We start from the raw sequence: 12,522 nt of genomic DNA, 5'->3' as shown, positions 1-12,522 counted from the left end.
AAATATGCATGGGACATGTTCTCTCCTTGTCAAGGGGGTTGGAAGCATGTCCTCTTCTTCGACCATCAACCGCCAAATTCCTCCTGATCAGCAAAAGTGCCGGAGAGCCATTTCTATTTGGCCATATACAAACGCGGCGTCCTAGCGCATCACCCCCTCCTCCGTCGGAGCACATGGCGGAGGGCGGGTAGGGCCTGGCCTTTTGTACGGTCCCCGTCGGGCCCGCCGCCGAATACGGCGGCATCGGGGTGACAACAAACAAACACCATCACGCAGTAGGTACCGCGTGACAAAGTACACCATGGTTCGACCAACGCTGTAAGAGCCGTTTTTATTTGGCCATATACATCCACAACAGCGGATGTCGCTTTCCGCGGGGACTAACAGGCATGGCAACGCTTTCGAGCACGGCAAGGGCACCGTGAGTAGTGTCCTCATCGGGTCCGCGTTTGATCGGGTTCTTAATATTGTGCACCCCATCGCGATCTAGCGCTCTCCCTCTCAGCGCTGATTCGAGCCTGGTATCCGCTGGATTTGTCCCTGTAAAAACTGCTGCTAGCGTTTGATATGTCGGGTCAAGGTCCCGGTCACCGGGCCGGAGGGGATGTCTTGACGCGGCATCATTGCATACCGTATATTGAAATTAGCTAATTACGTATATAACATACATCACGGGAGGGATAGAAATGGTCATCGATCGGCGGAGCGACACCTTAACCCACCCCACCCGGGATATGCGTCACGCCATGTGGAATGCTGAGGTGGGAGACGACTGCTACGGCGAAGATCGGACCGTGACATTACTGAAACGCCGATGTGCAAACCTGTTTGCGCAAGACGAAGCGGTCTTCATGCCTTCCGGCACGATGAGTAATCAAATCGCTTTGAGAGCATCCACACAACCGGGGGATGAAGTCATCCTTCATCCGAATTACCCCATCGCTTTTTTCGAAAGTGCACAAACGGCAGATCTGGCCAAGGTCGTCTTGAACCCGCATTATACTACTAACGGCCTGTTGACAGTGGTTGATATTCAAGAGGCACTCGAGGCCAAACCGCGTGGCTCCTCTTATGCTAAGCCTACGCTTATCGCAATGGAAAACACCATCAACGCTTACTCCGGCATGATCTTCCCCTACGCAAACTTAAAAACCATTCGGGCTTTTTCTCACGAGCATCATCTCCGCGTACACGTAGATGGTGCCAGATTATTTAATGCCATGATCGCGACGTATCTATCATCACAGGCCTATGGATCGGTTGCGGATTCTCTTACCGTGTGCTTCTCAAAAGGGTTGGGCGCTCCAACCGGTTCGATACTCATGGGAGATCGCGTCTTTGCGGAACGCGCTAAGACATTCCGGAAATGGTACGGGGGTGCCCTACACCAATCGGGAATCTTCGCGGCTGCCGCGCTGTATGCCTTAGATCATCATGTTGACCGGTTAGCGGAAGATCACGATCAGGCAAAAATCCTCGCCACAAAGATCCAGAATATTCCCGGACTTGACTTGCCCTACGGGCTACCCGCCACGAACATTGTGATGTTTGATACGCAGAAACTCGGGCTCCCTGCCACGGCCTTCGTCGAGGAATCCAAAAAACAAGGGATCTTATTGTTTCCGTGGTCGAAGTCGGTGGTGCGCGCGGTCACCCATCTCGGTATTGGGCGGCAGGATGTGGATGTAGCGGCCGACGTGCTCTCCCGGGTCGGCCGTCAATTTGGAACCAGGCAGGTGTTAGCCACGTGAGAGCACCGTCGGTTCCACCGCGGGGGTTTATCGGTATTCGCAGCATGAGCAGTGTTGCCTATTATATGGTGTTCCCGTATTTGGGTCTTTTTTTCAGCGAACAGTTCACGACCACGAATGCCTGGAAGATTGGGATTATTGTCGGGGTAGCCGTGTTCTTTACGCGGTCCGGAGCAATTGTGATGCTCGCACCCATCCAGCGGTGGGGGGGAAAAGGGGTCCTCATGGCCGCTTATATCGTAGGCGCCATGTGTTTGTTGGCGATTGATTGGTTTCTGTTTCCATTTTTTATTGAATGGCTTATCGCTGCGGCCATACTCGGCATCGCGTTTGCCGCGGGCACGCTGTCCATGAAGACATGGCTGGCGAACGCGGTGGTCGACGCACTACTGCCTCGGGCCTACGCGGCGCTAAATTGGGCGGCCAACTTCGGGGCCTTCTTTGGGCCGCTGGTCGGCGGATGGTTAATTATTGGGCGTTCCCGTCTGTTAATCATGTGCGCCGCCGGAAGTCTGCTTATCACCGTCGCCCTCGCGGCATTCATGCCCCATTCGAGCGACGGGCCCCACGTCGCCGATTCGCAGCGACCGTCCCCGTCCATGACGGGTTTCCCGCGCCGCCTTCCTGTGCGGTTCGTCTTATTTCTCCTCGCAGGGTCTCTCACGTGGTTTGCGTATGCCCAACTATTTATCGTATTCCCCACCTATATCCACGGTCATCTTTCCGAGCGTTTCGTCGGCCTCTTGTTTGCTGTCAATGCTCTGGGAGTGATCGGATTGCAACGAGTCGTGGCACATTATGTGCAGGGGCGCGGCAGTCTCACCGCAGGCCCGCCGTGGGGACTGCTCATAGCCTCCCAATGTCTTCTAGGCGCCGGACTCATGAGTTTGAACCTGACCCCGATATGGGGCGCGTACGGGGCCATTACGGGTATTGTGCTGTTCACCGGGGCGGAGATGATTTGGAGTCCCTATTACGATGTGCTGGTGGTGACGCTGCGGGAATCCCTTACCACCTCCGGAGCCTTTGCGTACTCGGGACTTTTTTGGGGCCTTGCCGAGTCCCTCGGCGCGGGGACGGGCTTGGCGGTGATGTCCGTCCCGCAGGGTCCGTCGCCTATGATCCTGGGAGGACTCGGCGCTTTAGGCGCGGCAGGAGTGCTGGGGATCCTAGGCCGCCGCAGTATGGCGCATCCCTTTGTTCCGCCACACAACAACGAGGAGGCTTAATGAATGTGAAACACTTAGCCGTAATTGAAACGAATGCGACCGGTCATGGCGTCTACGCGCTAAAGGTCGCCCACTCCTTGGGATATCATCCCCTCTTTCTGACACGCGACCCGTCGTTTTATGGCGAGGCATGGGATGACATCGCCCGCTACGCCGCCGACATCATCCGCATCGACACGTACGATGTCGCCGCTATGGACCATTGTTTGCGGCAGCGAGAGCCGGTGCAGGGCATTATCGCCTTTGACGACTACCATCTTCTGCAGGCGGCGGAATTGGCGGCTCAACGCGGCCTGCCGCATGTCAATCGCGCGGGATTAGAGCGGTGTCGCAATAAATATCTGACGCGGAAACGGTTGCAGGAGGCAGGACACCACCAGCCCCACTATGTGGTATTGACCTCGACGCAGCCGATGCCCCACGAGTCTCCCTTCGGCTATCCTTGCGTGGTCAAACCGGTCGACGACAGCGGCAGTGTCGGCGTCACGCTGTGCCGGACTTCCGTCGAATTTCGCCAGGCCCTCGAACGACTGCGCCAGCGAGCCGTGAATGTCCGGGGATATCACCTGGCGGCTCAGTGGCTTGTGGAAGAGTATATTGAGGGGCCCGAGTACAGTGCAGAATTTATCTGGGACCAAGGCGCATGGCATCTTCTGGGCCTTACCCAGAAACGCGTATCGCGTCCGCCCTATTTCGTGGAATTGGGACATGGATTCCCGTACGTCTTCGCGGATGCGCTGCATACGCGCGTGGTGCAGCAATTAGACGCGTGGCTTGCGGGGATCGGCTTGCGCGGAGGTGCGGCCCATGTGGAATTCCGCATGAGGGGCGAGGAACCGATGTTGATGGAGATTAATCCCCGGTTAGGTGGCGATCTCATCCCGGACCTTATTCACCGTGTGATCGGTATCGACCTGGTGCAACAACAACTGCGTTGGGCCATGGGAGAGGAGACGCCTCGGTGTGGGGATCCCGTCGTCTATCACGGTGCCTGCGCGATCCGCTTTATTGTCCCCCCGCGCCCCGGAGTCATCCGAGCTATCCACAACACGGCGCGGACCCCGCACAACCCGACAGACGTGGTCATCCGAGCGCTCCCCCTGACTGTGGGACTCGCGACCAACAGCTATGAACGTCTCGGTTACGTCATCACCTGCGGGGAGAGCCTTTATGACGCGGAACTGAGCGCGGAAAACCAGATGGCGGCACTGCACTTTGAATGGGAGGCATAGGGATGCAATGGATCGCCTTAATTGGAGCCAGTGAGCAAGGAATTCGGGCCATCCGCACCTTGGGGTATGCGTGTGGCCTAGTCACGTTGCCGGGGAACACCCTGTCGGCAGAGCTGGTGGAGAATACCCAGATCATCGCGCCGTCTGTGGATCATACCGTGGAATCCATCCACGCGGCAGTGAAAGCATTGATAGACGTGCTGGGCTCCCCCCGGGCGATTGTCAGTTTTACGGAATTAGGATTGTGGCCCGCCGCCGCAATTTCTTTCGCCCGGCATCTCCCCACCAATACGCCAGCTGTCATTGCGGCAACCCGGAATAAAGCCCAGATGCGCGAACAATTGCGGCGCAATAAGCGGTTGGCGCTGCCTTACCTGGCCGGGACCCGCCGCGCCATTGTGGCCCAGTACGGCCAGAGGGCCTGGATAGGCTCTAGCCTTATCAAACCCCTCGAAGGATTTGGCAGCCAGCAGATTCATCCGATTACGTCGTCAGACCAATTTGATCAGTGGTCTCAGGAAGCGCCTCCGGATACCGCGTGGATCGTCGAACCCTTGCTCGATGGTCCGGAGTATAGTGTAGAGGCCGTGACCCATCAGGGTTCTCACTACATCTTAGGAGTGACGGCGAAACAGGTGAATAGCCATTTCGTTGAAGTCGGTCATGCGTTCCCTGCGCCCATCACCCCCTCCCAGCAAGCGGCTATCGAAGGGGTGGTGCGCGAAGCCTTGTCGGAGCTCCACGTCACCATGGGGGCTAGCCATACCGAAGTGATTTGGGACCGCCAACGCGGTCCCGTGGTGGTGGAAACGCATACCCGCCCCGGCGGCGATCACATTCCCGAGTTGGTGCAATTAGCGAGCGGATACGATCAATATGCCCTGGCCATTGCCAGCTGTTTAGCGGAATGGCCGCCGTGGCACCCACCGCATTACCGGCAGGCCGCGGTCATTACGTACTTCACGCTGCCCCCCGGATATTTGCACGGGCTCTTGAGCCATCCGTCCGCGGGGGAAAAGCCCGTGCGCGTGCAAATAGATGTTATGATAGGGGAGCGCATCCGGCCTTTGCAGGATTCATTTTCCCGCGTTGGCTATGTCTTGTGCACCGGAACCACGGTTGCCCAAGCCCAACACGTGTCGCAGACCCTCACAGATTCGCTGCATTTTGATGTAAAGGAGCTGCCCTTATGGCCGTAATCACCCAACCCACGGAAAGTCCTCAGATCACCATCACCACCTCGACCGTGTTTGAGGTTATGGCGAGCGCGCGGAGTGTCTACCTGGGGACAAGCGCGGAACAACCGCCGTACCTTCAGGATTCCACACTCCATGAGCACTTGGACTTTTTTTATTCCCACTTCGATTATGGTGCACAGCTCGCCGAATTGGCTATCGATTACCCCACCCATGATTCTTTTGAGGGATTTCTTGAGTATATTCACAACCTGCCCCCCACCAAGTTTCTGTATTACCTTCTCGGACGCTATCTTTCGGTGGACGAAGTCGAATCCCTTCACACCCAGCTCGGTGCATATGATATTGAACAGCTCCGCCGCCGTCTTGAGCAACAGGGGGGCCATCTCACGGAGGAATTGCAGCAAATCACGGCCGACCCCCTTCGGTACCGCGAACAATTGGTGCAGTTATGGCGCGCACATTGGGAGTGGATCGGCCCTCATTTAACCACCGCGGCCAGTCTGTGGGAACGTGCCATGGCCCAGGTGCAAAAGGATCTGGAAACCACTGACTGGGAGATCGTCGTGGAGCATTTATTGAAAGGGCGTCGGTTGCCTCCTCAATTCCCGCCAGGGACAATTCTTCGACGTCTCACCTTAATTCCTTCCGTCCATATGTCCTTGAAATATTTTATTATCTGGGGACTCGGCGCGGCGACCGTCGTCTTTGATGCCCAACCCCAACTCTTGGACTCTGACGGCCCTCTCGTGATGGCGACGCCTTCTCTTACCGGGATATTAAAAAGAACCAGTGCGCTGAGCGAACACACGCGATTAGCGATTCTCGCGCTGATTCATCAGGACCCTAACTTGCGCGCGGTCGACCTGGCCCACACCCTCAATGTAACCCAAGCTACGGTCTCCCGCCATCTTGCCATCTTGAAGGACGCGGGATTGATCCGCGAACAGCGGCGCGATCTCGGTGTGACGTTTGCGCTTGCCGAAGAGGGAGTGCAAAGCCTATCATCGGACCTGCTGCGTTGGATTCATAGCACGGGACGAGGCGCGTCCTGGTAAACAGGAAAACCGTCGTCGGGGGCACTTCGGGTCGTAGACCTCACGGCCACAACGCTGATTCCCCTCGTGTGGAGTATAGGGAGGGCAACTGGTAAGCCCTTGATCTCTCCATACCGCTCACAACGACTCGGCGTTGGCCATCGACATCCGCGGCAGCGGACCTAAAAATCCGTAGAAAAATCGTCCGGACAATTGGGTTCTTTATACTAAACCCACAACGAACTTTTTCTGGATTTTTTCTCCACTATAGTTGAAGAATTTGATGGGATTACATAGAGCCAGAGAGGCAAGGGCGCGAAGATATGAACGGTCCGGAATAGGCCACGTGGGATCGCCCTATGACCATGACGGGATTCCAAACGCTAGACCGGTCATGGGGAAAGCTTGGGTTGTGCTCGTCTGATCGCTATTGACGCAACCGTGTACGATCTGTGACCGGTTGGGGCATCATTTTCTCCGAACCGTGGAGGATTACGGCGCATAGAAAATCCTCACAAGCCATCACCAAAGCGAAAATGGCGGTGGCTCCACATTGTGGGGATCGCCGCCGACTTTCTCGTTCCCGGGAAATACGCGGCCGCGAGTTCATGGCATATCGTCACGACTACCACGCTGGCTCCCTCGTCGGACGTCGGCATCAAGCCTATAGCGTTCTCCCGCATTCCCAGTATGTTCCTGGGCTCAATCCGCTCCCCACGGCGGATCAAGGTTGGACCTATGTCAATAAAATGGACACCCAAAATGGAGACATTATCCCGATCACGCTGGATATGCCGCCTCAGCCTCGGGTGGAGTCTGATAATCTAGGGCGCTATGGACGCGCTGCCGATTATAGAAAATCTCGATAGCGGCAAAGATTGCTCGTTCGGCTTCCTCTCGGCTTCGAAATTTCGTCAGGTCAATGAGCTCCTTTTTCAGGAGGCTATGCCAGGATTCCATCAGGGCATTATCATAGCAATTCCCTTCCCGCCGGGCCCGGGCTTGCGCCCGGGGACTGGGTGGACGATGGCACCAGGCCTAAGACCCGCTTCGCGAGATGTCGAGAATCGGGCACATCTTCTGATCGAGACGGGGAAGCGGTGTTCATGAATGACCGGAACGATGACTTCCGATCGTGGGTGACGAGGCGCATCGCTGTTTTTCAGATCGCATTCTCCTCTTCGAGATCCCGAATGCGTCGTGGCCAATCGCGCAGGGCTTGGTCTTCCGCTTTCCGAGGCCCCCTCCCGACAAAGGGTTCCACCGGATCGCCCTTATACGCGGCAACCCAACCATATAAGGTCTTAGGGGGAATGCCCAGTTCACGCGCCACTTTTTTGTTGGGTCAACACGCGTGGAACCGCTTGTTCTTTAAACGCGCGATCCTATGGATTGGCCATCGGATTCACCTCAATGGAGAATGATTGTATCATCATGTCTCCATGCGAGGTGTCCACAATTTAGACTAACATCCAAGAATTTCCTGCTCAATATTAGTCGGTTGACGACTAAGCTCAGGAGTGGCGGTTCATACCGATACAGCTCGCGCTCTATCGGTGTGTGCCTCTGGAAAGTGCTTCCGGGCTCCGTCGCAACAGAGGCAGGAGAAAAGGAGACAGAGTCTGTCAGGACAACGTGCCCTGCCGTACGACGATCTGTCTCACACTTGCCCTTCAGCTGAGGAATTAATGCCCCCGAGAGTGATCGACTCATCGAAGCATTTGGAATGCGCCGGGGATCGGATCGCGCATTTCCAGAGCCTTTACACAGTGCCATGCGGCTTCCCGTTCGAGGATGCTGGGCGGCAGATCTTGCCCCTCCCTACTACAGCGAGTTAGGGCACACTTAAGGTTCTCGTAAGTCCAGCTCAATCCCATTCTTTATGGCGGCTGCCAAACCTTTCGGATTCTCCCACGCCATGGAATGACCCGCCTTGGGCACGACTTCAATGTGAATGCCGTGGTCCTTTAACACCTCCATGTCTGGGTCTGGCAACGAGTCTTCACCAAAAATAAATGTTTTAGGACAGTCTAACGCATAGAGAATGTCTCGCCACGAGGGACTCTGGCCCGCAATCACGGACTGAGCGGCGCGATAAAGTGCCAAGGGAAACGTTACTACACAACTGGCGGCCCACGTTTCGTTCCCGGTCTGTCGATTTTGCGCAAGAATCTCCTGAAAACCGCGATCGAGAAAGTCTTTCTCCGCATAGGCCGCAATCGCTTTGCTCGTGGAGCCGCCACCGCTGTCTAAATTGGCTTCGCTTAAAATGATCCTCGCAATGCGATCCCGATAGTGATCGGCAAACGACAGCGCCACGGCTCCCCCAAGGCTGTGACCAAAGAGAACGAATCGATCCACATCAAGAGACGAGACAAAGTCCACCAGATATTCTGCGTGGTCAGAGATGGTGTAGCCGAAATCATTCGGTTTATCACTGAAACCCGAACCCAGTAGATCGACGAGGATACGTCGGTGGTGTGCGAGCTGTGATTGACTGGCAACCTCGGGGTAGTCAAACGACCCAGCACAGCCTAACCCGTGAATGAATAGGATAGGAATGTCCTCTCCTGGCAAATCATGATACCGGATTCTTGAGTTTGACCCCTTCAATAGAAAGTCTCGCAAGGCGACCCCTCCCAAAAACTGAATGTATTACTCGACATAAAACCCGCGAGTCTCGAAGACTCACTCTTAGTGTCAAGATGAGCGACTCGACAGTGGGAAGCTAAACGTTACGAGACACTCAGCCCCGTTCGCGGATTAACCGACGATGATTGGGGTAGGATGGGGATGGCCTCGGCATCATCCCTGTGCAGTTTTTTTCAATGCCCGGTAGAGCGTGGTCCGCGACACATGAAAAGCCTGGGCCACCTCTGCCATCGTCAGGTCGGGATCTTGCAACTGCCGCTGCGCCATCCGAATCTGGTCGGCGGACAATCGCGGGGGCCGGCCCCCTATCCGTCCGCGGGCCCGTGCGGCCGATAACCTCGCCTGCGTGCGCTCCCGAATCAGCGCGCGCTCAAACTCAGCTAGGGCCCCGAAAATGTGAAAAATGAGCTGGCCGCCGGACGTCGTGGTGTCCATGTTTTCTTGGAGACTCCGGAATCCGATGCCCTCCGTGTGCAGTTGCTGAACGACTTCAATCAGATGCGCCAAGGACCGCCCCAGCCGATCGAGTTTCCAGACGATCAGAACATCCCCCGATCGCGCATAGCCCAGGGCCTCGGAGAGACCGGGGCGCTCAGTGGTGCTGCCGGACATCACATCCCTAAAGATTTTTTCACAGCCCACCTTTTGTGCGGATCTTAAGAAAGGCGCAGTTATGAGGAAACGCAGGTGGACTTAGCCGGTAATCACCGACGTGCTACAAACGACCGTTTTTGCACTGTCTCGTCCCCGCGATCTCCAAGCCTCGAAAATCGCATAGATGGTGTTGCAAAACTCTGTTGCAAAATAGCGTGTTTCAGAATAGACAGGAGACCTGAGTTCTGCAACACTAGAAGGGAGGGATTTGATGTTCATCGGATACGCCCGCGTGTCGACGGCCGAGCAAACGCTGGCCTTGCAAGAAGATGCGCTGCAACTGAGCATCATCTGCACGACCCCGTTTCAGAACGTAATCTCTTGCATGCTCTTTTTCACCGCCCGACTCCTGGATTTGTTGTCTTATGGCCCCGAAATTCGAAAAATCATGGCCGCCTTCCCTGGGCAAGATTAATAAAGCCCGACTTAGCACACGCCCATGCCGGGCGCACCAAACAAGGAGCCGTCACGATCTGACGGCTCCTTGTTTTTAAAGCCGCTATGCCCCCTTTGCCATGGGCCGAGACAACCGCCCCTGCGCAGACGACCGTGAATAAATATAACCGAGGAAAATCAATACTAGCCCCACAATATTCATCACCGGCAGAATGCTGAGACCCACACCCTGTGAAGCCATCGTACCGCCCGTACTCGCAATGAGGGCTCCTGCTGCGATTAAAAGATTGTAATAGCGCCGGGTTTTCCACCACGACCATAGGGCACCAAGGACGACAATGGTCCCACCAAGCGATGCCATCAACACATAGAACAGTTGCGTTAAGCCAATGATGCCACCTTTCCCGCCATTCAAAGCGAGCCACGAGCCATGAATAGCGGGAGGGGTGGCAATTGTTGCGATGATTAAGGCGATGCCCAACAACGACACAAACCACGCATAGGCCTTCGCCAGCCCTTTCTTAAAGGCCAGAAACGCCGTGCCAACCGACATCGATCCCACAAGGCCCGCAGACGCCACGATGTAGATATCATAAATAGGAAGATTCCAGTGACTATTCACCGTCAGCGCTTCGGCTAGATAGGCCAGCGTGTATAGGCCAAAAGAAATCGTCCACCACAGGTAAAATGGGGCGTGGTGCGTCTGGTAACGCTTTACTAACGCGCCAGCAAATATCAATGCTAAAAGGGCCGCAAGAACAAATAATCCGGCTGTCATCGTCATCCCTCTTTCCGCTTACGCAATACATGCCTTTGGTCAACAACAATCTAATATTGTTGTATCACACGTTATGAAGATTTCACTATGGGCCAATGGTCCCTATTCCCATGGCAAAGTGGACGGGGATCTCGTCCTTTATCACTATGCTCCGAACCATAAGCTGTCAGTCCACGCTGAACGGGACTAACGGCACTTTGATGCTATAGGTCATTGGCACGCGTCCCATAGCGCATAGGACCCTTACATCTGAGCAATATCATGTAACCCTCAACCTCGGGACTAGGATGCGTGCATACATCCACGGTTTTGCCCCAACCCGCAATGCGAACCCAGGTATCCCCGTCATTAGGGACCAAAGCGCGCAGGGCATCATCCAGCGAAAAAATCACCGCTCCTCCTTTATGGTTATGGGATCCCCCAAAATCTAGTCGATGCGTTATACTCACAAAATGTGAGATAACAAGGAAGGGATTGGCTATTACCACAATGTCCCAAAGAACCCTAGCAAATTTGATACTCCTCTTAGTCACCATTGCGTGGGGAATAACATTTAGTCTGACGAAAGGCGCTCTAGCAATCGTCGCCGTCTTTCCTTATTTAGCGGTCCGGTTCCTACTCGCGGCAACCGTGATGGTTATGATGGCGTTGGCCCGGCCCGGTGGCCGGAACAAACTCGTCAGTTTCCACGTATTGAAGGTGGGTTTTGCACTCGGCGTACTTTTATTTTTGAGCTATGCCCTGCAAACTTTGGGCCTTCAAAGCATCGAGCCCGCCATATCGGCCTTTTTGACAGGCCTAAACGTCGTGTTGGTTCCCTTGTTGGCCATTCCGCTCCTTGGCCTTTCCGCATCCAGACGGACATGGTTCGCCGTATTCACGGCCCTGTTGGGTTTAGCCCTCTTAGATGGTGTAGCATTTCTCAGTCATTGGTCTCTGGGGTCCCTCTATACCGTAGGATGCGCAGTGTTCATCGCTTTACAAATTATCTATGTCGACAAATGGGCTCCAGGTATTGATCCTCTTGCGCTCGCCACCGTGGAAATCATCACAGTGGCCCTTTTGAGCCTAATAACCACACTGTTTTTACACACGCAAGCTTGGAGCCCCATATCAAGTTGGCTGCATCCCATGGTCATATTCGCCGTGGTTCTAAATGGACTTTTCGGCACCGCTTTTGCTTATTGGGCTCAAGCGCACTATCAGCAAAAGACCTCCGCATCCTATGTGGCATTAATCTTTACGTTAGAACCTGTGTTCGCTGCTATTATAGCGGTCCTTTTTTTTGGCGAACCCCTTACATGGTCATTAGTACTTGGAGGTTTCCTCATTATCAGCAGCATGCTATTAGCCGATGACAGCCTTTAACCCCGACACCTGAGCCTAGAAGCTACATAAATAAACAAATCCCCCTCCTTCAAATGAGAGAAGGAAGGGGATTTTAAAAAAATTGTCGGCACGACTGGGCCTCCCAGATCCCTGCGGATCCAGTACCACCAGCGAGGGAGTGGGGGACGACCGTGTGCGGCATGGGAACGGGTCAACACACTTCCTCTGAGGCACCGACAAAGACGTCGGACCATCTCGGGCCCTAACA

At 55.0% G+C, this 12,522-nt stretch carries 13 protein-coding genes; 8 read left to right on the top strand and 5 right to left on the bottom strand.

From position 1 onward, the window contains the following. Positions 1 to 686 precede the first annotated feature (686 nt). The 6 genes from CO251_RS04435 to CO251_RS17510 all read left to right on the top strand — a co-directional run bounded on the left by CO251_RS04435 (position 687) and on the right by CO251_RS17510 (position 7,314). On the top strand, positions 687 to 1,751 hold the full coding sequence (locus CO251_RS04435; protein WP_103374603.1) for a low specificity L-threonine aldolase: 1,065 nt from the start codon (positions 687 to 689) through the stop codon (positions 1,749 to 1,751). Beyond that, positions 1,748 to 2,980 (top strand): MFS transporter, encoded by a 1,233-nt coding sequence (locus CO251_RS04430; RefSeq protein WP_146038982.1) that lies wholly within the window; start codon positions 1,748 to 1,750, stop codon positions 2,978 to 2,980. The genes CO251_RS04435 and CO251_RS04430 overlap by 4 nt, the downstream gene beginning before the upstream one ends. Next, entirely contained in the window at positions 2,980 to 4,212 is a 1,233-nt protein-coding gene (locus tag CO251_RS04425) for an ATP-grasp domain-containing protein (RefSeq protein ID WP_103374601.1), read from the top strand. Before CO251_RS04430 ends, CO251_RS04425 begins: the two co-directional genes overlap by 1 nt. Positions 4,213 to 4,214: 2 nt before the next feature. Next, entirely contained in the window at positions 4,215 to 5,411 is a 1,197-nt protein-coding gene (locus tag CO251_RS04420) for an ATP-grasp domain-containing protein (protein ID WP_158246176.1), read from the top strand. Beyond that, positions 5,402 to 6,466 carry a helix-turn-helix transcriptional regulator gene (locus CO251_RS04415; protein ID WP_103374599.1) on the top strand — a complete coding sequence of 355 codons (1,065 nt, stop codon included), beginning with the start codon at positions 5,402 to 5,404 and terminating at the stop codon, positions 6,464 to 6,466. Before CO251_RS04420 ends, CO251_RS04415 begins: the two co-directional genes overlap by 10 nt. 587 nt (positions 6,467 to 7,053) lie before the next feature. After that, positions 7,054 to 7,314, top strand: coding sequence for a hypothetical protein (locus tag CO251_RS17510; protein WP_173677067.1), 261 nt, complete (start codon positions 7,054 to 7,056; stop codon positions 7,312 to 7,314). Here the strand turns inward: CO251_RS17510 and CO251_RS18015 are convergent. The 4 genes from CO251_RS18015 to CO251_RS04395 form a co-directional block, all read right to left on the bottom strand. Beyond that, complete coding sequence (locus CO251_RS18015) at positions 7,226 to 7,405, bottom strand: integrase core domain-containing protein (RefSeq protein WP_369825228.1); 180 nt, start codon at positions 7,403 to 7,405, stop codon at positions 7,226 to 7,228. The two genes, CO251_RS17510 and CO251_RS18015, sit on opposite strands and share 89 nt — an antisense overlap. 202 nt (positions 7,406 to 7,607) lie before the next feature. After that, the gene (locus tag CO251_RS18010) at positions 7,608 to 7,778 is read right to left on the bottom strand and encodes a transposase (protein ID WP_369825227.1); all 171 of its coding nucleotides are present in this window, start codon (positions 7,776 to 7,778) and stop codon (positions 7,608 to 7,610) included. Positions 7,779 to 8,290: 512 nt separating this feature from the next. After that, positions 8,291 to 9,073, bottom strand: coding sequence for an alpha/beta fold hydrolase (locus CO251_RS04400; protein ID WP_103374597.1), 783 nt, complete (start codon positions 9,071 to 9,073; stop codon positions 8,291 to 8,293). Between the two features lie 177 nt (positions 9,074 to 9,250). Then, positions 9,251 to 9,772: a recombinase family protein gene (locus CO251_RS04395; RefSeq protein ID WP_369825229.1), complete on the bottom strand. Its 522-nt coding sequence runs from the start codon at positions 9,770 to 9,772 to the stop codon at positions 9,251 to 9,253. A gap of 190 nt (positions 9,773 to 9,962) precedes the next feature. On the opposite strand from CO251_RS04395, the gene CO251_RS17595 reads away from it, so the two are divergent. Next, positions 9,963 to 10,166 carry a hypothetical protein gene (locus CO251_RS17595; protein ID WP_207654614.1) on the top strand — a complete coding sequence of 68 codons (204 nt, stop codon included), beginning with the start codon at positions 9,963 to 9,965 and terminating at the stop codon, positions 10,164 to 10,166. A gap of 84 nt (positions 10,167 to 10,250) precedes the next feature. Here CO251_RS17595 and CO251_RS04385 read toward each other — a convergent pair whose 3' ends face one another. After that, entirely contained in the window at positions 10,251 to 10,925 is a 675-nt protein-coding gene (locus tag CO251_RS04385) for a hypothetical protein (protein ID WP_103374595.1), read from the bottom strand. 474 nt (positions 10,926 to 11,399) lie between these two features. Between CO251_RS04385 and CO251_RS04380 the strand changes: the two genes are divergently transcribed. Next, entirely contained in the window at positions 11,400 to 12,293 is an 894-nt protein-coding gene (locus CO251_RS04380) for a DMT family transporter (protein WP_158246175.1), read from the top strand. Positions 12,294 to 12,522: the final 229 nt, after the last annotated feature.

Source organism: Sulfobacillus sp. hq2 (genome assembly GCF_002903155.1).
GTDB classification, from domain to species: Bacteria; Bacillota; Sulfobacillia; order Sulfobacillales; family Sulfobacillaceae; genus Sulfobacillus; species Sulfobacillus thermotolerans.
Note: the sequence above shows the minus strand (reverse complement) of the source record. Positions and strands in the feature narration are given on the sequence as shown.